The organism is Microbulbifer aggregans, assembly GCF_001750105.1.
Classification (GTDB): Bacteria; Pseudomonadota; Gammaproteobacteria; order Pseudomonadales; family Cellvibrionaceae; genus Microbulbifer; species Microbulbifer aggregans.
This window is the reverse complement of record NZ_CP014143.1, coordinates 194,366-214,799: the sequence shown is the minus strand read 5'-3', so window position 1 is coordinate 214,799 and position 20,434 is coordinate 194,366. Positions and strand designations below refer to the sequence as shown.

Annotated in this window: 17 protein-coding genes and 2 tRNA genes; 16 read left to right on the top strand and 3 right to left on the bottom strand. The window is 59.5% G+C overall.

What is annotated here, in order from left to right; all coding sequences use genetic code 11:
* The first annotated feature begins 40 nt into the window (after positions 1-40).
* From AUP74_RS00905 to nadA, 7 genes are all read left to right on the top strand, one after another.
* Positions 41-520 (top strand): OmpA family protein, encoded by a 480-nt coding sequence (locus AUP74_RS00905; protein WP_069945905.1) that lies wholly within the window; start codon positions 41-43, stop codon positions 518-520.
* A gap of 13 nt (positions 521-533) precedes the next feature.
* Entirely contained in the window at positions 534-1,388 is an 855-nt protein-coding gene (locus AUP74_RS00900) for a tetratricopeptide repeat protein (RefSeq protein ID WP_083260736.1), read from the top strand.
* Positions 1,389-1,482: 94 nt separating this feature from the next.
* Positions 1,483-2,142, top strand: coding sequence for a 7-carboxy-7-deazaguanine synthase QueE (gene queE, locus AUP74_RS00895; RefSeq protein ID WP_069945903.1), 660 nt, complete (start codon positions 1,483-1,485; stop codon positions 2,140-2,142).
* A 35-nt stretch (positions 2,143-2,177) separates the two neighbouring features.
* Positions 2,178-2,858: a 7-cyano-7-deazaguanine synthase QueC gene (gene queC / locus AUP74_RS00890; RefSeq protein WP_069945902.1), complete on the top strand. Its 681-nt coding sequence runs from the start codon at positions 2,178-2,180 to the stop codon at positions 2,856-2,858.
* A 132-nt stretch (positions 2,859-2,990) separates the two neighbouring features.
* Positions 2,991-3,066, top strand: a tRNA-Lys gene (locus tag AUP74_RS00885).
* Between the two features lie 122 nt (positions 3,067-3,188).
* Positions 3,189-3,264, top strand: a tRNA-Lys gene (locus AUP74_RS00880).
* A gap of 181 nt (positions 3,265-3,445) precedes the next feature.
* Positions 3,446-4,504, top strand: coding sequence for a quinolinate synthase NadA (gene nadA, locus AUP74_RS00875; protein WP_069945901.1), 1,059 nt, complete (start codon positions 3,446-3,448; stop codon positions 4,502-4,504).
* A gap of 76 nt (positions 4,505-4,580) precedes the next feature.
* Here the strand turns inward: nadA and AUP74_RS00870 are convergent, their stop codons facing one another.
* Entirely contained in the window at positions 4,581-6,089 is a 1,509-nt protein-coding gene (locus tag AUP74_RS00870; protein WP_069945900.1) for a M48 family metalloprotease, read from the bottom strand.
* A 196-nt stretch (positions 6,090-6,285) separates the two neighbouring features.
* Here AUP74_RS00870 and AUP74_RS00865 point away from each other — a divergent pair, with 196 nt between their 5' ends.
* The 3 genes from AUP74_RS00865 to AUP74_RS00855 all read left to right on the top strand — a co-directional run bounded on the left by AUP74_RS00865 (position 6,286) and on the right by AUP74_RS00855 (position 8,954).
* Positions 6,286-6,564 (top strand): sulfurtransferase TusA family protein, encoded by a 279-nt coding sequence (locus AUP74_RS00865; protein ID WP_069945899.1) that lies wholly within the window; start codon positions 6,286-6,288, stop codon positions 6,562-6,564.
* Positions 6,565-6,584: 20 nt separating this feature from the next.
* Positions 6,585-7,709 carry an AI-2E family transporter gene (locus AUP74_RS00860; protein WP_069945898.1) on the top strand — a complete coding sequence of 375 codons (1,125 nt, stop codon included), beginning with the start codon at positions 6,585-6,587 and terminating at the stop codon, positions 7,707-7,709.
* Positions 7,710-7,850: 141 nt separating this feature from the next.
* The gene (locus AUP74_RS00855) at positions 7,851-8,954 is read left to right on the top strand and encodes a phosphoribosylaminoimidazolesuccinocarboxamide synthase (RefSeq protein WP_069945897.1); all 1,104 of its coding nucleotides are present in this window, start codon (positions 7,851-7,853) and stop codon (positions 8,952-8,954) included.
* Positions 8,955-9,041: 87 nt separating this feature from the next.
* On the opposite strand, the gene AUP74_RS00850 is transcribed toward AUP74_RS00855, so the two are convergent.
* Entirely contained in the window at positions 9,042-10,484 is a 1,443-nt protein-coding gene (locus AUP74_RS00850) for a DUF1254 domain-containing protein (RefSeq protein ID WP_226999851.1), read from the bottom strand.
* Positions 10,485-10,660: 176 nt separating this feature from the next.
* Here AUP74_RS00850 and AUP74_RS00845 point away from each other — a divergent pair, with 176 nt between their 5' ends.
* The 6 genes from AUP74_RS00845 to AUP74_RS00820 all read left to right on the top strand — a co-directional run bounded on the left by AUP74_RS00845 (position 10,661) and on the right by AUP74_RS00820 (position 19,660).
* Positions 10,661-13,000: a marine proteobacterial sortase target protein gene (locus AUP74_RS00845; protein ID WP_069945896.1), complete on the top strand. Its 2,340-nt coding sequence runs from the start codon at positions 10,661-10,663 to the stop codon at positions 12,998-13,000.
* Positions 12,997-13,587 (top strand): class GN sortase, encoded by a 591-nt coding sequence (locus tag AUP74_RS00840; protein WP_083260734.1) that lies wholly within the window; start codon positions 12,997-12,999, stop codon positions 13,585-13,587. Before AUP74_RS00845 ends, AUP74_RS00840 begins: the two co-directional genes overlap by 4 nt.
* Before the next feature lie 456 nt (positions 13,588-14,043).
* Positions 14,044-16,713: a pyruvate dehydrogenase (acetyl-transferring), homodimeric type gene (gene aceE, locus AUP74_RS00835; RefSeq protein ID WP_069945895.1), complete on the top strand. Its 2,670-nt coding sequence runs from the start codon at positions 14,044-14,046 to the stop codon at positions 16,711-16,713.
* A gap of 30 nt (positions 16,714-16,743) precedes the next feature.
* A complete protein-coding gene (gene aceF / locus AUP74_RS00830) occupies positions 16,744-18,420 on the top strand; it encodes a dihydrolipoyllysine-residue acetyltransferase (RefSeq protein WP_069945894.1) in 1,677 nt (558 codons plus the stop codon).
* A 266-nt stretch (positions 18,421-18,686) separates the two neighbouring features.
* Positions 18,687-18,956 (top strand): hypothetical protein, encoded by a 270-nt coding sequence (locus AUP74_RS00825; RefSeq protein WP_145924279.1) that lies wholly within the window; start codon positions 18,687-18,689, stop codon positions 18,954-18,956.
* Positions 18,957-19,261: 305 nt separating this feature from the next.
* Entirely contained in the window at positions 19,262-19,660 is a 399-nt protein-coding gene (locus tag AUP74_RS00820) for a hypothetical protein (protein WP_145924278.1), read from the top strand.
* Positions 19,661-19,976: 316 nt separating this feature from the next.
* Here AUP74_RS00820 and AUP74_RS00815 read toward each other — a convergent pair whose 3' ends face one another.
* Positions 19,977-20,249, bottom strand: coding sequence for a high-potential iron-sulfur protein (locus AUP74_RS00815; protein ID WP_069945891.1), 273 nt, complete (start codon positions 20,247-20,249; stop codon positions 19,977-19,979).
* Between the last annotated feature and the right edge of the window lie 185 nt (positions 20,250-20,434).

Genomic DNA, 20,434 nt, shown 5'->3' with positions numbered 1-20,434 from the left:
CTTTCAGGATTTCTCGATAACACAAAAAGCGGAGTTGCTTATGTTTAAATCAGTAAAAACCGGCCTCGGCCTGGCTTGCGCGATGGTAGTACTGGCTGGTTGTTCCAGCACTGACACCGACGACACTGCTCAGCAGCAGATGGTAGAGCAGACTCAGGAGCCGGTAGTTGAAGCCCCGGCCCAGGAAACTGCGATTCCCCTGGACAACGTCGTTTACTTCGACTTTGACAAGTCCCTGCTGCGCGGTGACACCCGCGAACTGCTGATCCAGCACGCTGATCGTCTGCGTGGCACTGGCACCAGCGTTCGTCTGGAAGGTCACGCTGACGAGCTGGGTACTCGTGAGTACAACCTGGCTCTGGGTGAGCGTCGTGCCAACGCCGTTCGCGACTTCCTGGTACTGCAGGGCGTAGACGCTGCTACCCTGGAAGTGATCAGCTACGGCGAAGAGCGTCCGGCTGTACCGGGCTCTAACGATAGCGCCCGCGCACAGAACCGTCGCGTCGTAATCGTTAAGTAATCGCACTTTGCCAATGGCTTTATCCCTAGGAAAAGTCGCGATCGCCGCAGCCGTTATGGCTGCGGCGTCGCCAGTATTCTCGCAGGCGCCGATTGTGGACCTGTCCGGTAATAACGCCGGCCAGAACACGCAGTCGGCGCCCGCATATCCGCAGCCTCCATATTCGGAGTCCTCCCTGGCCGAGAACCAGCTCGCCCGTGCCGGCTCGCAGCCGTCTCGCCAGCAGGGCAATGCCCAGGCTGATGCCTACTACCAGATGCAGGTACTGCAGCAGGAGGTATTGGAGCTGCGCGGAGCCGTCGAGGAATTGCGCCATGAGGTCAAGCGCCTCAAGCAGCAGCGCACCGACGACTACATGGACCTGGATCGGCGCATCTCCCGCCTGAGCGGCGAGGCGCCTAAGGGTGCACCCGCAAATGGTGGTGACACCGAGGGCGGGGATATCGGTGATGCCGGTGCTGCCGCTCAGACCCAGACTCCCTCAGCACCTGCCGCCAGTGCCGATGAGAGCGAGCGCTACCAGGCCAGCTTCGGACTCGCCCGCAACGGTGACTACGATGGCGCCAGCGCCGAGTTCAAACGCCTGCTGAACGATTTCCCCAACGGCCAGTACGCGCCCAATGCCAATTACTGGCTTGGCGAGATCGCGCTGGTGCAGGGGAATCTGGAAGAGGCCCGGCAGTGGTTCGTGGCACTGTTGGATGGTTACCCCAACTCCTCCAAAGTCTGGGATGGCCGCTACAAGCTCGGTACGGTCTACCACCAGCTGGGTGATGATCAGCGCGCCCGTGATCTGCTGCAACAGGTCGCCGGCAGCGATGCCCGCGCCTCCGATCTGGCCAAGAAGTATCTCGAGGAGAACTTCTGAGCCCGGCGCCACCGCTGGTTTTTTGAGCACGAAAGCTCTATGATCGCGCGCCCGGACGGTGTGACCCGTCCGGGCGTTTTTATTTGTGGTGAGCATGACTGACTTGACCGCGGAGTCCCTCCGCATCAGCGAGATTTTCTACAGCCTGCAGGGCGAGGCCCGGGACTCCGGTCTGCCCACGGTATTCGTGCGCCTGACGGGATGCCCGCTGCGTTGCACTTACTGTGATTCCGAGTACGCCTTTTACGGCGGCGAGCGCATGACGCTGGCGGCGATACTCGATAAGGTCCGCAGCTATCCGGCCCGTTACGTCTGTGTCACCGGTGGTGAGCCGTTGGCGCAGCCCAACTGTCTGCCATTACTGGTTGCGCTCTGCGATGCCGGATACCGGGTTTCGCTGGAAACGAGTGGTGCCATGCCTGTCGAGGCCGTGGATCCGAGGGTTTCCCGCGTCGTGGACCTCAAGACCCCGGCGTCCGGTGAGCAACACCGCAACCGGCTGGAAAACATCGCGGCGCTGACTGAGCACGATCAGGTCAAGTTCGTGATCTGCGACCGGGGCGATTACGAATGGGCCCGCTTTACCGTGGATCAGTACAGTCTCACCGAGCGTGTCGGGGAAGTGCTTTTCTCCCCCAGCTATGAACAGCTGGAAGCCCGGCAGTTGGCAGAGTGGATCCTGGAAGACGGCCTGCTCGTGCGTATGCAATTACAGACGCACAAACTTTTGTGGGGTGACATTCCCGGGGTGTGACTGCCGCACCCTCAGATCGCAATAGGGGATATGCAATGACAGCAAAGAAAGCCGTGGTGCTTCTGTCCGGGGGGTTGGACTCGGCAACTGTCCTCGCCATGGCCCAGGAACAGGGTTATGAATGCTATGCGCTGGGCTTTGATTATGGCCAGCGTCACCGTTCGGAATTGGCGGCAGCTCAGCGGGTGGCCACAGCCGGCGGTGCGGTCGAGCACAAGGTGGTGCAGCTAGACCTCCGTTCCATTGGCGGCTCAGCTCTGACTGATGAAAACATCGCAGTACCAGAGGATGAGCCCGGCGGGATCCCTGTCACTTATGTGCCCGCCCGCAACACCGTTTTCCTCTCCATTGCCCTTGGCTGGGCCGAGGTGCTCGGCGCGCAGGATATTTTCGTGGGGGTCAACGCGGTGGACTATTCCGGCTACCCCGATTGCCGTCCCGAATATATCGAGGCTTTCGAGCGCATGGCCAACCTGGCCACCCGCGCCGGGGTGGAGGGGCAGCGGCTCCATATCCGAGCGCCGCTGATGGAGATGAGTAAGGCGGACATTGTTCGCCGGGGAACCGAGCTGGGAGTGGACTACAGTTTAACTGTGTCCTGTTACCAGGCAGATGAGGGTGGGGCCGCTTGTGGCCGCTGTGACAGCTGCCGCCTGCGGGCTGCGGGTTTCGCTGAGGCGGGCCTGGCGGACCCGACGGTCTATCGCGGCACCTGAGGGTAGTCAGTTCCCAGGGCGTAAGCCCTTCAAATCTCAGGGAATTTTTTGCGATCAGGTATTGTTTTTCGGAAATAGATCCGTAAGATACGCAGCTCCTCACAACGAGGCACCGCCCGTTGAGAGAACTAAGGGTCGTTAGCTCAGTTGGTAGAGCAGTTGGCTTTTAACCAATTGGTCGCTGGTTCGAATCCAGCACGACCCACCATATTTTTCGAGGGGCCGCCAAAAGGTGGCCCTTTTTGTTGCCAGAGCCGGTGACTCGCGCTCGGCAGCTGGACAGAATACATTGTTTTTCTGTCACAGATCAGTAAGATACGCACCGCTTTCGGGTCGTTAGCTCAGTTGGTAGAGCAGTTGGCTTTTAACCAATTGGTCGCTGGTTCGAATCCAGCACGACCCACCATCTTCCGAGAGGGCCGCCGAAAGCGGCCCTTTTTTTTGCCCGTAATCCGGGCCAGATCCTTGCCGCCGGTTTTCTGCCCCTGGGCGGATCGTCGTCACACTAGAATGGAGAGCGGTGGCGGGAGAGTGCCGGAATTGCGTCCGCGTTATAATGCCCGTTTTTCTGCTGTTAACAGGTAGTCATGAGTCAGAAACTGATCCCCGCAGAACCCCTCGATGCCCGGTCGCTGGTGCAGGAGCACCTGGCGGAGCCCGGCGCGCACCAGTACAGCGAAGAGGAGCTGCAGCACTGGCGTGACCGCATCAAGCAGCTGCTGGTGGAGCAGAATGCGGTTCTGGTGGCTCACTACTACACGGATCCCCTGATCCAGGCGCTGGCAGAGGAAACCGGTGGCTGTGTCTCCGACTCCCTCGAGATGGCCCGTTTCGGCGCCGAGCATCCGGCTGACACGCTGATCGTTGCCGGGGTGAAGTTCATGGGCGAGACGGCCAAGATTCTGACCCCCAGCAAGCGCGTGCTGATGCCGACACTGGAGGCCACCTGCTCCCTCGACCTGGGCTGTCCGCCGGAGGAGTTCTCCGCTTTCTGCGATGCGCACCCGGATCGCACAGTGGTGGTCTATGCCAATACCTCTGCCGCGGTGAAGGCCCGGGCTGACTGGGTCGTGACTTCCAGTATTGCGCTGGATGTGGTCGATTACCTGGACGCCAAAGGCGAGAAGATTCTCTGGGCGCCCGACAAGCATCTGGGCAGCTACGTGCAGCGGGAGACCGGTGCCGACGTGTTGCTCTGGAATGGCTCCTGTATCGTGCATGAGGAGTTCAAGGCAAAAGGGGTGGCGGATCTGAAGGCCCTGTACCCGGATGCAGTGGTACTGGTACACCCGGAGTCCCCCGCGGCAGTGGTCGAGCTGGCCGATGTGGTGGGCTCCACTTCACAGATCATCAATGCAGCCAAGACCCGTCCCGAGAAGCGTTTCATCGTTGCCACGGATCAGGGCATCTTTTACAAGATGCAGCAGCAGTGCCCGGACAAGGAGTTGATTATTGCCCCCACCGCTGGTGCCGGGGCCACATGCCGAAGTTGTGCCAATTGTCCGTGGATGGCGATGAACTCACTGGAAAACCTGTGCGGTGTGCTGGAGCGCGGCGACAACGAGATCCTGGTGGACCCGGAGCTGGGCAAGCGGGCCATGAAGCCCCTGCAGCGGATGCTGGACTTCCGCAAGCCGCTGGACTGACTTGCTGCGATTTCTGCTTTGACAAAAAAATGGCCGGCAATTTGCCGGCCATTTTCATTTCGGCTGGGGATGCAGTTTACAGCTCCTTGGCGTCCTGCTGCATTTTGAGCACGTCCCGCAGGCGCTGTTGCAGGATGGCGTGGGTCTGGTAGTCGTTGCTGGCGAGACGCACCCCGTGTCGCAGGTGCTGGGCTGCCTTGTCGAATACACCGTTAAGGATGTAGTACTCCGCGCGGGCCTCGTGTACGCCGACGATATCGCCAGCCAGGCCGTGGGTTTCAGCGAGCAGATACCAGACGGTCGGGTCCTTGCGGCGCAGGCGGCTGTGTTTTTCCAGGATACGTTCCGCGGCCAGATAATTACCGGCCTTGAAGTGGGCGTTAGCCAGTCCCATGGTCAGCGCGTGGTCACCGGGGCTGCGCTTCAGGGCGGTGTCCAGGCGGCGAGTAGCGCTGGTGTAATCTTCCCGGGCCAGGTCGATATCCGCCCGAGCCAGCACGAAGGCCGCTTTGTTGGGCTCGCGATCCAGCAGGGGTTGCAGGGTGTCCAGTGCCGAATCCGGCTTGCCGGCGCCTACCTGGGCCAGTGCCAGGCCGTAGCGGGCGGCATCCTCATTGTCATTGATGCCGCGCAGCTCCGCCTGGAAGCGCTTGACGGCCTGTTGCGGTGTCGGTTCGGCGGCCACACGGATACGCGCCCGCATCAGGTGGTATTCACGGCTGTCGGAGGGCTTCACTTCCGGCATGCGGTTGGCACGTAGCTTCGCGTCCGCGATCCGCTTTTCAGTCACTGGGTGGGTCAGTAGGAACTCGGGCGGGCGCCGGTAATAGCGGGTGGCCTTCAGCATCTGCTCGAACATCTCGCCGGCTGCTTCCGGGTCTTTCCCGGCCTTGGCCAGTGTCTCGATGCCAACGCGGTCCGCTTCCTGTTCATTCTGGCGCGAAAAGCGCAGTTGGTTGTCGAGGGCCGCGGCCTGGGTCGCGGTCATGGCGGCAATGCCGGCGTCTCCACCGGCAGTCGCGGCCAGAACCAGGGCGCCCAGCATGCCGGCCAGTGTCGGCAGGGCGCTGTTGCGCTGGGCTTCGAGGGTACGGGCGTAGTGACGCTGGCTGAGGTGAGCCAATTCGTGCGCCAGTACTGAGGCGAACTGGTCTTCGTTTTCCGCAAATAGGAACAGCCCGGTATGAACGCCCACCACACCACCGGGCACGGCGAAGGCGTTCATGGTGTCATTCTTTACCACCACCACATCGAGAGACTTGTCTTCCAGTGGCGAATGCTGGGCGAGGCCCTTGAGAGTGTTTTCGACGTATTGCTGCAGCAGGGCATCGTTGGAGGTACGCACCTGGCTGCGGAACATCCGCAGCCACATCTGGCCCAGCTCTTTTTCCCGAGCGCGCGAGACCAGACCGCTGCTGGAGTCGCCAAGTTCAGGTAGCCGGATCTGGTTATCGTCAGCAATGGCCGCCAATGGCGCGGTACCCACCAACAACCCGAAGCCCACTGAAGCCAGGGTCGATTGAACAATCTGGCGCAGAGAGCGTCGGAACGAGTGCCGGTGGGGGCGGTTGGGACTGTTGCGCATCACGTGTACTGCTCGGTCAGTGGTTCTGAGGCTGGTCCAACAACACTTTATACGCAACCTCGCGGGACTGTCGAGGTTTTGACCAGTACGCCGGGAAAAGGTTCTCAGAATTGGAGTGGGGCGCGGCTCCGCAATGCGACGGCAGCAGCGATTTTCACGCGGCAGTCGCGCTATAATCCGCCGCACCGGAGTGTTTATGACCAATCATCCAGAGCGAGTTTCAGTCCAGCCCCGTGCTGGCGTCTTGAGTGCGGACGTCACTGTGGATGCGCGACAGTTACCCTGCCCGCAGCCGCTGTTACTGATGCGCCGCGCCCTGCGGGCGCAAGCGCCGGGAACCCTGCTCGAGGTACTGGCTACAGACCCGGGCTCCTGGCGAGATTTTCACAGTTTTGCCCGTCTGAGCGGCACACAGCTGGTACGGGCGGAAGAGCGCGAAGACCATTACTGCTACTGGCTCAGGGCCAGCGAATAACAGGCGAGAACGCGGAAGTTATGCTCGACATCGTCAAACATTGGGTCAACCGATACTTCAGCCAGGAAGAGGTGGTACTGCTGACCATCCTGATGCTGGTGGCGCTGGTAGTGCTGGCCACCCTCGGCCAGGTGCTGGCGCCGGTGCTGGCAGCACTGATCATCGCCTTCCTGCTGCAGGGGATGGTGCAGAGGCTGGTGTCCTGGAAACTGCCCCATTGGTTAGCGGTGACTGTTGCCTGCCTGGTGCTGGTGGGTACGACGGTAGCCCTGCTGCTGGTGGTCCTGCCGTTGATCTGGCGTCAGCTGGTGCGCCTGTTTGCCGAGCTGCCCAACATGGTGGAGCAGGGCCAGCAGCTGCTGCTCCTGCTCCCCGAGCGCTTCCCGCGGCTGATCTCGGCTGCCCAGATCGACGAGATCTTCAATACGATCGGCAATGAGCTCGGGACAGTGGGCCAGACTCTGCTGACCTTTTCCCTGACCAACCTGCCGATTCTGGCTGCGTTCCTGATCTACGTGGTGGTGGTGCCGATCCTGGTGTTCTTTTTCCTCAAGGACACCGACAAGCTGATCAACTGGTGCACGTCGTTTCTTCCTCACCATCGGCCCATGCTGCGGCAGATCTGGTACGAAATGAATGACCAGGTTGCTAACTATGTGCGCGGCAAGGTGATTGAGATCGCCATCGTGGCGGTGGTGAGCTATGCCGTATTCCTGATCCTGGGAGTCAACTACGCGCTGTTGCTGGCGGTGGCTGTGGGGCTCAGTGTTCTTATTCCCTATATCGGCGCTGCAGTGGTGACCATTCCAGTGGCGGCCATCGGCCTGTTCCAGTGGGGCTGGAGCAGTGAGTTCCTGTACCTGATGCTTGCCTATGGATTTATCCAGTTGCTGGACGGCAACGTACTGGTACCGCTGCTGTTTTCTGAAGCGGTGAACCTGCATCCGGTGGCAATCATCATGGCGGTACTGGTATTCGGTGGAATCTGGGGCTTCTGGGGTGTCTTCTTTGCCATTCCACTGGCGACCCTGCTGAAGGCGATCATGAATGCCTGGCCGACCAGTGAGCACCAGGCGGAATGGCAGGCCCGGGAAGCCATCGAGCGGGGCATGGCGTCACCGCTGGAGAGTGATGAGAGCCGCTAGGGCAGAGGCTATTCTTCCCGCAGGGCCTCTGTCTGCCCCAGCGGGGCTCTGCTAGAATCCCGCGCTTCTTTTCCCGGCTACGCGGGCAATATATCTGCTGTTCGCGTCGCGATTACAGCTGAACCTCACAGGACCACACCCATGAGCCTTGCTGACAAAGTACTGGCGGTTAACAACGATTTGCCAATTCGTACCGACAAGCCGATCCACAGCGGTAAGGTACGCTCTGTCTACTGGCTGACCGAGGCGGACAGCCGGCGCCTGATCCGGGAGAAGGGTTACCCGGTGGCCGAGGATGCACCGCTGGCCGTGATGGTGATTTCCGACCGTATCTCCGCTTTTGACTGCATCTGGCGGGGCGAGGGCGGTATGCAGGGTGTGCCGGGCAAGGGCGCCGCGTTGAACACCATCGCCAACCACTGGTTCAAGCTGTTCCGTGAAAATGGCCTGGCCGAAAGCCATATCCTGGATATCCCCCATCCGCTGGTCTGGATCGTACAGAAGGCGCGCCCGGTCATGGTCGAGGCCATTGCTCGCCAGTACATCACCGGCTCCATGTGGCGCGCCTACAGCAAGGGTGAACGGGAGTTCTGCGGTATCCAGCTCCCCGATGGGTTGGACAAGGACCAGAAACTGCCCGAACTGCTGATCACCCCCTCCACCAAGGGCATTCTCCGGGGCATCCCCGGCGTGCCGGAGGCGGATGACGTTAATGTCACGCGGGCGGATCTTGAGAATAACTTCGAGGCTTTCAATTTCAGTAGCAAAGGGGATATCGACCTCTATGAAAAACTGCTGAAAGAGGGCTTTGATCTGATTTCCGGCGAGCTGGCCCAGCTGGACCAGATTTTCGTCGACACCAAGTTCGAGTTTGGTTATGTCACCGATAATAAAGGTGAAGAAAAGCTGATCTATATGGACGAGGTTGGTACCCCCGACTCCTCGCGGATCTGGGATGGTGAGGCTTACCGGAATGGTGAGGTGGTGGAAAAATCCAAAGAAGGATTCCGCCAGGCGCTGCTCAGCTATTTCCCGGATCCGGATATCCTCCTCAACAAGGACCGCATGGAAGAGCGCGAGGCGCTGGCTCGTGACAATGAGCTCCCTGCCTCTATGCTGATGGACCTGTCCGAGACCTATATTGCGATCGCAGAGAGGATCGTCGGCCACAAGCTGAATATTTCCGACAACCCGAAAGCCGAGCTGCTCGAAGTACTGAAACGGGATTACGGTCTGGTCGACTGATAACGAGTCTGAAGTTAAGATCAAAAACTGAAAAACCGGCGCTTGCGCCGGTTTTTCAGTTTTTAGGGAAGGAAATAGCATTCCAGGCTACTTTGACATCTGAATGGCAGGAGGCTTCCAGCTGCCCTTGCCCGGCGGCAGCACCGATGGAGGGTCTTTCTTCGGCCAGTAAAGACGCATGGCCAGGTAGATCGGGCCGTCTGGTGCCGGCAGCCAGTTGGATTCCAGCTCCTTACCAGGGGACTCTTTCTGGATATAGATGGTGAGGGAACCATCCGTATTTTCCTTCATGTCCGGCAGCATGGTGGAATTGATCAGATAGCGTTTGATAGGGTTCTCGATCAGTAACTGCGTTTCGCCGTCATACATGGTAACGGACCAGAATGCATTGACAGGGGGCAATGCGCCTTTGGGGAAGGTCAGGGTGTAATTGTGTTTGCTACCGTCCAGTGGTTTGCCGGCCCCATCGCTCCTCGTCATGGGGTAGGTGGCCTCGACTGCGTCATTGCCATAGATCCCTGCAGAAGCCGCAGCCGCCCGTAGCGGCCAGTTGCCGCGGTAAAAATCCTGGTCACCGAATGCGGAACTGATGGACCAGCCATTGACTTTGTTGCCTATATTGGCGACGGCACTTTCGATGCTGGCCTGTCCGAGCTTTATCCCTTCCGCTGCAGCCTTACGTTGAGCCGGCGGCATATCACTGAAATCGAATTTTTTGTCGGGACCGATGCCAATGCGTGCAAGCCTGGAGCGGATTTCCTTCTCATACTTTCCCGCAGGTGCAAACTGAAGGGCAAAGTCGAGATATTCGAAGAAGTTCTCCTGCATCAATTTCTTGTCGATGTTTGGAAACGCTACCTTGGCTGCCTGTGCAGGTGCTGGTTTGCCGAGAAAGGCGGAAAGAGGCTGGGCCCGGTATCCCGACTGCACCTTCCTGACATTGTCGATATCTTCCGCGTCGAACAGCTGCGTGCGGAAGATAGCAATGGAAAAGTCGGTGGATGATCGGAACACCTTGTCGATGCCCTCGGGCGTCTCTCCCTCCCAGTCCGGTCCCACGACCATGAATTTACCGGCATCATTACCCGTGGTGCGGCTGCCGATGTAGCCGTAATTGTAGGTATTACCGTCGACCAGCTGGATCGAGTAGTAGCGCTTCTTCTCGATAGCGGGTACCGAGATCACCATGGGCTCGGCGCGCAGGTCCATCCATACGAAGGAATAGGGCGTGTCGCTGTTTGGGGTGACCACCGCCGTGTCCTTGTAGGTGTACACATTCGACTCATTCTTCAGAGTATTGAATGGGGCCTTGAACTGACCGGAGTCGCGATCGATGGCGTATTCGTACATGACCGCGTAATTCATCACGATCGGCAGGCCGTAGATGTAGGCGTCCTTGCCGATCTCCCTCGCGTCATCGGGATTTGGCCAGGATTGTGCAGACAGGTAAAGGCTGGTGAATCCGAGAAGCATAGCGGTGAGGGCACTCACTACCCATTTGCCGGTGGAGGAATGCTGTTCAATATTCACGATGAAAATCCATTGCTGAAAACCGTGTAGACACAGTCTAGTTGGATCCCTCATACCGGGTCGGGGGCTTGCCATATTTCGCCATAATCTTTGGCTCTTCTGCCTTTTTTCCTCCCACGTGCTGCCAGATTGCCCCAGTTTAATGGCTCCAGTTGAAATCGAGACTGGAGACAAAAGTGAACAGGGCGCTCTTTTCCGGCCAGCGGGTTCCCCGCGAATACCTGCTGCTACCCACTAACGAATACTACCGACGCCGCTACCGCAGCAAGCATCGGCGGCGCTGGTTGTTATTGGCAGCTGCGCTGCTGACGATGTTTGTTGCTGCAGTGGGTGCACGCGCTGAGCAAGCCATTGGTCTCAACGATGTGAAGAGCGGTGATCTGCTGTTTACCGGCACTGAACAAGGCAGCTACATGCCAGCCGTGCACCTGGCCAGCCGGGCCCGCATTCGCGTGCGGGGCCTGCTGGTGGAAGTGCAGCTGCAGCAGGAGTTTGTCAATCGCAGTGACGACTGGAGGGAGGCTGTCTATGTGCTGCCCCTGCCGGATCGGGCTGCTGTCAATGGACTGGAAATCCAGATTGGTGAGCGGCGCATTGTCGGAAAAGTCCGAGAGCGCACGGAGGCGGCCAAGGTCTACCGGGCTGCCCGCGCCGCCGGCAAGCGGGCAGCACTACTGGAGCAGCAACGCCCGAACCTTTTTACCAGCAGGGTTGCGAATATTGCTCCCGGTGAAACCGTACTGGTGGAGATCCGTTACCTGGAACCGCTCAACTACGCCAGCGGTACCTTCAGCCTGCGCCTTCCCACGACACTGACGCCACGCTATATCCCGGGGGCGGTGGCGACACCCGGCGGGCTGGAAAAAACAAATGGGCTGGACGAGACGCACGGTGATGAAGCAATGGTGCTGTCTACCGGTAGTAGCGGGTGGGCATTGCCGACAGACCAGGTGCCGGACGCGCACAAGATCACACCATTTATGGTTCCCGCCGGCGAACTGTCAGCCGCGGGCAGCCACAGAATCTCCGTGGAGGTGGAGCTCGAGGCGGGATTACCACTGGCGGATATCTCCAGCCCTTATCACGACATTGATATGAAAATGCAGGCGGAGGGGCGCTACTCGATCCGGCTGCGTGATGGCGATGTCGCGATGGACCGGGATTTCGCCCTCTACTGGCGTCCACGTCCATCGTCGATGCCGCGGGCAGCACTTTTTTCTGAACGGGTACCTGAGGCGGCGGACTCTAAAACCGGGGGGACGTACTTGCAGCTTCTTTTGTTGCCGCCGGATGTTAAGAGCAATGTTCGGCGCCTTCCGCGGGAGGTGGTCTACGTGATTGACACCTCAGGTTCCATGGGGGGCAACTCCATCCGCCAGGCCAAGGAGAGTCTGCAGCTGGCCCTGTCGCGCCTGCAGCCAACCGACCGCTTTAATGTAATCGAATTCAACAGCGCGACAAGGGCGCTTTTCCCGCGTCCGGTTGCAGCTGATGATGGCAACATTGTCCTTGCTCGTGCCCAGGTGGAGGGGCTGCAGGCGAATGGTGGTACCGAGATGGCACCGGCTCTGCGCCTGGCGCTGGGCCAGCAGATGCCCGGTGCCGACAGTCTGGTGCATCAGGTGGTATTTATCACCGATGGCGCGGTCGGTAATGAGCGGGGCCTGTTTGAATTGATACAGCAATCGCTGGGGGATGCGCGCCTGTTTACCGTCGGTATTGGCTCGGCGCCGAACAGTCATTTCATGCAAAAAGCAGCACAGTTCGGGCGTGGCTCCTCTGTGACCATTGGCGATCTGGGCGAAGTCCAGGAGCGCATGCAGGCACTCTTTGCCAGGCTGGAAAATCCGCTGGCTACTGACCTGCAGTTGCAGTGGCCCAAGGGGCTGGTTGTTGATGCCTATCCCAAGCGTATTCCCGATCTCTACCGGGGCGAGCCGCTACAGCTGGTGGCAGAGGTGCAAGGTGACCTGGGCGGCGAAGTGCAGCTGCGGGGGCGCCTGGCCGGGAAGCAGTTTGTGCAAAGGCTGATGCTGAATGGCGGCGCCACGGGAAAAAGTGCCGGGATTGGCAGTGTGTGGGCGCGAGCCAGGATTGCGGAGCTACGGGATCAACAGTTGCAGTCCGGTGAGCAGAGTGAAGCCGGTACCGCATTGCGGAGTGAGATTCTGGGGCTGGCGCTGGCTCATCAGCTGGTGAGCCCTTACACGAGCTTTGTCGCCGTGGAGGAAGTGGTGGCCCGGACGCGAAATGAGGATTTTGCCAAGACCCCGGTGCCAAACATGGTTCCCCGCGGCCAGATACTGCAGCGCCAGGCTTATCCGCGTACGGCGGCGGGCCTCTACGGGCAGCTCATTGCTGCTGCGGCGCTACTGGGGCTCGGTGGCCTGATGCGCAGGGGGCGCTGCAGTGGGGCACGGTTGCGCAGGGAATTCAGGCGTACGCTGCGGCGACTGCTGCCGATGCCGCGGCGCACCTGCTCTCTGCGGGAGCGCCAGCTACTGGTGTTGAAATGAACTGGCGGAGTGGAATAGCCGCTGTGCTGCTGGCGGCAGGAGTCTGGCAGTTGAGTGGTGCAGGCTGGTTACTGGCCAAGGCGCACCTGGCGCAACACCTGATCGCGAGCGCCTGGCAGAAGCGGATAACCACGGGAGCGGAGCAAAAGCCCTGGTCCTGGGCCGATACCCGGCCGGTGGCGAGATTACGACTTCCGGGTGAAAAGCCTCTGATTGTGCTGGCTGGAAGCAGCGGCCAGGCTCTCGCCTTCGGCCCGGGATTGGTGGAGGGCTCTTGGCTTCCCGGTGATGATGGTGTGCCCCGCACCACTGTCATCGCCGCACACCGGGATACGCACTTCGGTACCCTGGGTAACCTCGAATCCGGGGCGGTCGTTGCCCTGCAGGATATCAGTGGACGCTGGCACAGCTATCGCGTGGTGGGTGCGCGGATCGTGGACAGTGAGCGCGAGCAGCTGCCGATATTGGCAGAGTCGGGCCTGCTTCTCGTTACCTGCTATCCCTTCGATGCCGTGGATGCGGGCGGTCCGCTGCGCTACGTGGTCTATGCAGAATCTCTCCCCGGCGATCTGGCCATCAGCCTGTGACCAGAATTCAATTTTCAGACTCAATTATGTAATTCAATTCCGGCCTTTTCCCGCAAAATCCTCCGTTTTTTGCAGTGATTGGCCTATATTTGTTGGCGAAAATGGTTTTAATTGTTACTAAATGTCCTATCTGGAAAAAGGCGTGTAGTAATACTACAATCGCCCCCGCTTTGGTCCCTGAGCGACCGGGCGGCCACTCTGATCAACGTTGATCGTCGCCTCGCCCGGACTCGTAGTAACAGCAGAATTACCGGCGGCAGATAGCCAATTCCTCCCCCGATCGCCTCCGCGGCAGTGTATTACTGCAGTGGCCGCATTTACGCCAAGCTGGGCGGTAAATTGGCGGGAAATACCAAAAAAGGGAGCAATTTTCTGCCTGCGCTGTACTTTGCCCGATTGCCAAAATTTGAATTGAATTCAACGACTCGACGTCGCTAAATCGCCGAGGAGCACTTGATGCACGAAGAAACCGACATTCAGGAAACGCAGGAATGGCTGGATGCGCTGCAGGCGGTTATCCGCCACAGCGGAAAAGAACGCGCTGCGTTCCTGCTGAAGCAGCTATCCGATCGCGCCACCAACATTGGCGTCGAGCTGCCGGCGGCCATCACTACCCCCTATCGCAATACCATTCCGCCGCAGGCGGAAAAGCGTATGCCCGGCGACCTGTTCATGGAGCGTCGTATCCGCTCCCTGATCCGCTGGAACGCACTGGCGATGGTGGTTCGTGCCAATTCCAACAGTGACAGCCTGGGTGGCCATATCGCGAGCTTCTCCTCGGCCGCAACCCTGTACGACGTTGCTTTCAACTACTTCTTCCGTGGTAATGAAGGTGAAGAGCGCGGCGACCTGATTTTCTTCCAGGGCCACAGCGCGCCGGGCATCTATGCCCGTTCTTATCTGGAAGGCCGCTTCGACGAGGATCAGCTGGACAACTTCCGTCGCGAAGTAAACGGTAAAGGCCTGTCCTCCTATCCGCACCCGTGGTTGATGCCGGACTACTGGCAGTTCCCGACCGTCTCCATGGGCCTGGGCCCGATTCAGGCGATCTACCAGGCGCATATCATGCGCTACCTGTCTGCCCGTGGCCTGTCTCCGCGCGGCGATCGCAAGGTCTGGGCGTTCCTCGGTGACGGCGAGTGTGATGAGCCGGAAACTCTGGGCGCTATTTCCATGGCTGGCCGCGAGAATCTGGAAAACCTGGTATTCGTGGTCAACTGTAATCTGCAGCGCCTGGATGGCCCGGTGCGCGGCAATGGCAAGATCGTGCAGGAACTGGAAGGCGTGTTCCGTGGTGCCGGCTGGAACGTGATCAAGGTTCTGTGGGGTCGCCTGTGGGATCCGCTGCTGGAAAAGGACGACAAGGGCCTGCTGCAGAAAGTCATGGACGAAGTGGTCGATGGCGAGATGCAGAACTTCAAGGCCAACGGCGGCGCCTACACCCGCGAGCATTTCTTCGGCAAGTACCCGGAGCTGCTCGAGATGGTCAAGGACATGTCCGACGACGAGATCATGAAGCTGAACCGCGGTGGCCACGACCCCTACAAGGTGTACGCGGCCTACGCCGAGGCGATGGCGAGCAAGGGCAAGCCCACCGTGATCCTGGCGCAGACCGTCAAAGGCTACGGCCTGGGTGCTGCCGGCGAAGCGGCGATGGATACCCACAACGTCAAGAAGATGGACACCGAAGCGCTGAAGCGTTTCCGCGACCGCTTCGCGATCCCGATTACCGACAAGGAAATCGAGGAAGTTCCGTATTACCGCCCGTCTCCGGATAGCCCGGAAATGAAATACATGGCCGAGCGTCGCAAGGCGCTGGGTGGCCCGGTGCCGTCTCGTCTGACCGAGGTGGAAAAGCTGGAGATCCCGGAGCTGGATGCGTTCAGCGCGCTGACCAAGGGCTCTGGCGACCGCGAAATTTCCACCACCATGGCGTTCGTTCGCGCGTTGTCCGTGCTGGTGAAAGACAAGAAGATGGGCCAGAACGTTGCGCCGATCGTGCCCGACGAAGCCCGTACCTTCGGTATGGAAGGCCTGTTCCGTCAGCTGGGGATCTACTCCTCCCAGGGGCAGAAATACACTCCGGTCGATCACGGCCAGATCATGTATTACAAGGAAGACAAGAAAGGCCAGGTACTGGAAGAGGGTATCAACGAGGCGGGCGCCATGTCCGCGTGGATGGCCCTTGCCACTGCCTACAGCAACCATGGCGTCCCCATGGTGCCGTTCTACATCTACTACTCCATGTTCGGCTTCCAGCGCATCGGCGATCTGGCCTGGGCGGCGGGCGACATGCAGGCGCGCGGCTTCCTGATCGGTGCCACCGCCGGCCGTACCACGCTGAACGGTGAAGGCCTGCAGCACCAGGATGGCCACAGCCATGTACTGTCTGCCACCATCCCCAACTGTAAGAGCTACGACCCGGCCTACGGTTACGACTTGGCCGTGATCCTGCGCCAGGGCCTCAAGGAGATGTACGAAGAGCAGAAGAACCTCTTCTACTACGTCACCATCGAGAACGAAAACTATCTGCAGCCGGAAATGCCGCAGGGTGTCGAGGAAGGCATCATCCGCGGTATTTACAAGCTGGACAGCAACTCCAGAAAAGCGGGCAAAGGCAAGGCGGCCAAGAAGCACGTGCAGCTGGTGGGCGCCGGTTCCATCCTGCGCGAAGTGCTCGCAGCGGCAGATATTCTTGCCGACCAGTTCGGTGTGACCTCTGACGTTTGGAACCTGACTTCTGCCACTGAGGCGGCCCGCGAGGGACAGGATGTGGCGCGCTGGAACATGTTGCACCCGACCGAAGAGCCGCGCAAAGCGTGGATCAGCGAGCAGTTCGAGGGCAATGAAACTCCGGTGATTATTTCCACCGACTACATCCGTTCCTACGTGGAACCGCTGCGTGAGTTTATCGGCGGCGACATGGTTGCTCTGGGCACCGATGGCTTCGGCCGCAGTGACAGCCGCGAGCAGCTGCGTCGTTTCTTCGAAGTGGATCGCAACTACGTGACCATCGCCGCGCTCACCGGCCTGGCCAAGCAGGGCGTGATCGATGCCAGTGAGGTCGCCGAAGCGATCAAGAAGCTGAATGTCGATCCGGAAAAAGTAAACCCGCGCCTGGTGTAAGGCCCGCTGAATAGGAAGAAGGCAAATAGCATGGCAAAAGAAGTCATTAAAGTGCCTGATCTCGGCGGCGCCGATCAGGTAGATGTAATTGAAATCACTGTGGCGGTGGGGGACACCGTTGCCGCTGAGGATTCACTGATTGTGGTGGAGGGCGATAAGGCCTCCATGGACGTGCCTGCGCCGATGGCCGGCAAGATCCTCAGTATTTCCGTTTCCGAAGGCGACCAGGTTTCCGAGGGCGATGTAATCGCCGAGATCGAAACCGAGGCGGCTGGCGATGATTCCTCTGCGGAGGAGGAAAAAACTGAGTCCGCCGAGGAGCAAGCTCCCAGGGAAGAAGAGTCGTCCGCATCGGAGGACAGTGGCGACGAAGAGGAGTCCGCCGGCGGTCAGGAGAAAGACGAAACGGTCACAGTGCCGGATCTCGGCGGCGCCGACGCTGTAGATGTGATTGAGATCAGCGTGCAGGCCGGTGATGAAGTGGCCGAGGGCGACTCACTGATTGTCGTGGAGGGCGATAAGGCCTCTATGGACGTACCAGCGCCATTCGCCGGCACGGTAGTGTCCATTGACGTCAAAGAGGGCGACAAGGTCTCCACTGGCGACAAGCTGGGTGTGCTGAAAACCACGTCCGGTGGCGGTGGCAAGAAAGCCGAGTCCTCAAAGGCAGAGAAGAAACCGGCCGAGGGGGCTCCCAAAAAAGCTGAGTCCAGCGAGTCGGTGGTAAAGGCATCGGAGGAGCCACCCGCAGCGCCGCAGAAAGATCATCACCTGGAGCGTGACCTCACCCCGTCTGCGGAAGTCTACGCCGGCCCTGCCGTGCGTAAACTGGCCCGGGAACTGGGTGTGACCCTGAACAAGGTCAAGCCCACCGGCCCGCGCAACCGCGTAACCAAGGACGACCTGCATGCCTATATCAAGGAGCAGGTGAAGAAGGCCGAGAGTGGCGCTGTTGGTGTCGGCGGCGGTATCGGTATTGCGCCGATGCCGGAGATTGACTTCAGCCAGTTTGGCCCGGTCAACGTCGAGCCGATGACCAAGATTCACAAGCTCACCGCGGCCAATATGTCGCGCAACTGGCTCAACGTGCCGCACGTGACCCAGTTTGACGATGCGGACATCACCGAGCTGGAGGACTTCCGCAAGTCCATGAAGGCCGAGGCGGAAAAGCGTGGTGTGAAATTGACTCCGGTACCTTTCCTGCTGAAAGCTGCCGCCGCCGCACTGCGCGCCGAGCCGAGCTTCAACGTATCCCTGCACAACGACGGTGAGCACATTGTGCACAAGGACTACGTCCATATCGGTATGGCTGTGGATACTCCCAAAGGTTTGATGGTTCCGGTTATCCGCGACGTGGATAAAAAGGGACTGTACGAGCTGGCGGAAGAGGCTACCGCGATGGCGATCGCAGCCCGCGATGGCAAGCTGAAGCCCCGCGATATGCAGGGTGCCTGCTTCACCATCTCCAGCCTCGGCGCTATCGGTGGTACCGGTTTCACCCCGATCGTGAATGCGCCTGAGGTCGGCATCCTGGGCGTTTCCAAGCTGAGCGTGCAGCCGGTCTGGAATGGCAAGGAATTTGTGCCCCGCAAGATGCTGCCGCTGGCGCTTTCTTACGATCACCGCGCGGTAAACGGCGGTGATGCAGGACGTTTCATGACCTATATGGTCAGCGTGCTGAGCGACGTGCGCAAGCTGTTGCTGTAAAGCCCGCTTGGCGCGTATCTCCTCAGGTGCGTGCCATCCTGCTTTCCCGGTCGGGGGCATCGCTGCCGGCTGGGATCTCCTTCCCCTGAATACAGAGCCTCTCAGGCTATTCTTTCCCTCTCCGGTCCCACGTTTTCGCCTTTTTTCACATACTTGTCGAATTGGGCGCTGATCTCACCGCGCCGGGCGCAAGCCGATTCCCCCGCCAGCTAAACTCAGAGAGTACGGACCAGTCGCGCAACTTCGAAAGAGAGAGGTATTCGGAAATGAAGCGCATAGGGATGTTCGCACTGCCGGTGGTTGCTACGTTGGCGCTACAAGGCTGCATTTTTCTGCCCTCGGAAGCACCGGAAGGATACGACCCGTTCTTCTTTGACCCCGACGAGCACGCTACCTCGGCGGATTTTGTCGAAGTCGGTAACTTCCAGCCCAATTCCCAGCTCCCCCCCGCGGCCAGTCGTCACTGTGAAGTCGATGCCGATATGGGGAGCGCGGGCTCTGCCTGCTGGTTTTTTCCGGTAATGCGCGTCTACTGAATCCATGCCCACCTGCGGCTGTGGCCAAACCGGGCAAACGATGAAGGCAATTCCTATGCGTAAGATATTCGGACTATTTTCTGCCCTCACGACGGCGAGCTTGTTATCCGCCTGTGGTACACCGGACCCCCGTAGCGAAGTGGTGTATCCCTACACGCCCCCGACTCCTCGCGCACCGGCCCATGCAGAACAGAAAGCCAATTACGACAGCTGCCCTGGAGATGCCGAGGAATTGGCACCGGGGTCCATCTGTCCTTCCTCTGCTCAATGCTTCGATATCGCAGGGGGCAAGCGGTGTATTGTCTATGAGAAATAAACTCCTCGCTCTAGCGGCCACAAGCGTGATTCTGGGTGGCTGTGCGGGCACCAGTTTTGACGGCTATTGGGGTGACCTGAGCGGCCACCCCGTGTACCCGGGGTTTCCGGATAGCACCCTGCCTTTGGCTCTGGTACCAGCCTTTCCACGGGAATGTCTCACCGGCGACATTCCCATAAATTATCCGGAGCAGTGCGGTTTCGATAGCAGTGGCTGTTACCAGCTAATGAATGGCGCATGGTGTACAGCCGCTACCGCAGCGGTCAGTCACTGCCCCGAGGGTGCCGAAGTCATCGATCCGGGGGCCGAATGCCCGGACGGCAGTGAATGCTGGATGATCACTGGCAATCTGCGCTGCCGGTCGATTTACCCCAGTGATGCCAAGTAACTAACCCAGTAACTGACCCGGTAACTGTACAAATAGCGGAGAGCTGCCCGCATCGCGCTCTCTGCGATAGGTCATCTCCGACTGTTCCCACCGTTATCTCCTCTTCTGCCGGTCAGCCTTGGCCGGCATCTGCTCTGTGTCTGCGAATTGCTTCCAGCAGCGCCTGTGCCAGTCTGTTCGGATGCAAAAGAAGGCCGGTGTTTTATTAGCAGAAGGACCTGATAAGTGATGCGGGGGCTTAATGTGCGATTTTATCAGGTTGCAGTGTGATAGCGGGCACCCTGAAGGCACCCACTACTTGGTCCGGCGGAGTGATTCAGGAAGCTTTTTTCACGTATAGGCTGCACCAACCTTCTGGGCTGATTTCACCCTCGACTACCTGACAGGCATTAGGGTCGGTCCAGAATTGGCAGTCTTTGCATTTCTGCCCATTCTTCGGCGTATCTTGATACTGCACGGCCTCTTTGCTGGCTTTGCCTTGGGCGCGGGCCTGGTTGTCCGGCAGCATTACCGCGGGGATCAGCACCGCGGAACAACCCATCAGGCGCAGGAACTTGCGCCGTTCGATCCCGGATTTTGAATCACTCATGATTCGGCTCCTAATGTGAGACGGTGGATTTCACAACGGCTGACCGGCAAAGGGCGCCGGAGTGCAGAGACCGTTAGCGAAAGTCTAGTAGCCGAATTTCAGTTTTTCCGTGTTCGGGCAGGGGGTGCAAAACGGAATGCAAGGCATTCTCAAACGCTGTCTTGCTTGCGGGCGCCGAAAAACAA

Bases quoted from the DNA above. Each gene is read 5' to 3' on its own strand.
- AUP74_RS00905 (WP_069945905.1), top strand. From the start codon at position 41: ATGTTTAAATCAGTAAAAACCGGCCTCGGCCTGGCTTGCGCGATGGTA.
- AUP74_RS00900 (WP_083260736.1), top strand. From the start codon at position 534: ATGGCTTTATCCCTAGGAAAAGTCGCGATCGCCGCAGCCGTTATGGCT.
- queE (WP_069945903.1), top strand. From the start codon at position 1,483: ATGACTGACTTGACCGCGGAGTCCCTCCGCATCAGCGAGATTTTCTAC.
- queC (WP_069945902.1), top strand. From the start codon at position 2,178: ATGACAGCAAAGAAAGCCGTGGTGCTTCTGTCCGGGGGGTTGGACTCG.
- nadA (WP_069945901.1), top strand. From the start codon at position 3,446: ATGAGTCAGAAACTGATCCCCGCAGAACCCCTCGATGCCCGGTCGCTG.
- AUP74_RS00870 (WP_069945900.1), bottom strand. From the start codon at position 6,089: ATGCGCAACAGTCCCAACCGCCCCCACCGGCACTCGTTCCGACGCTCT.
- AUP74_RS00865 (WP_069945899.1), top strand. From the start codon at position 6,286: ATGACCAATCATCCAGAGCGAGTTTCAGTCCAGCCCCGTGCTGGCGTC.
- AUP74_RS00860 (WP_069945898.1), top strand. From the start codon at position 6,585: ATGCTCGACATCGTCAAACATTGGGTCAACCGATACTTCAGCCAGGAA.
- AUP74_RS00855 (WP_069945897.1), top strand. From the start codon at position 7,851: ATGAGCCTTGCTGACAAAGTACTGGCGGTTAACAACGATTTGCCAATT.
- AUP74_RS00840 (WP_083260734.1), top strand. From the start codon at position 12,997: ATGAACTGGCGGAGTGGAATAGCCGCTGTGCTGCTGGCGGCAGGAGTC.
- aceE (WP_069945895.1), top strand. From the start codon at position 14,044: ATGCACGAAGAAACCGACATTCAGGAAACGCAGGAATGGCTGGATGCG.
- aceF (WP_069945894.1), top strand. From the start codon at position 16,744: ATGGCAAAAGAAGTCATTAAAGTGCCTGATCTCGGCGGCGCCGATCAG.
- AUP74_RS00825 (WP_145924279.1), top strand. From the start codon at position 18,687: ATGAAGCGCATAGGGATGTTCGCACTGCCGGTGGTTGCTACGTTGGCG.
- AUP74_RS00820 (WP_145924278.1), top strand. From the start codon at position 19,262: ATGAGAAATAAACTCCTCGCTCTAGCGGCCACAAGCGTGATTCTGGGT.
- AUP74_RS00815 (WP_069945891.1), bottom strand. From the start codon at position 20,249: ATGAGTGATTCAAAATCCGGGATCGAACGGCGCAAGTTCCTGCGCCTG.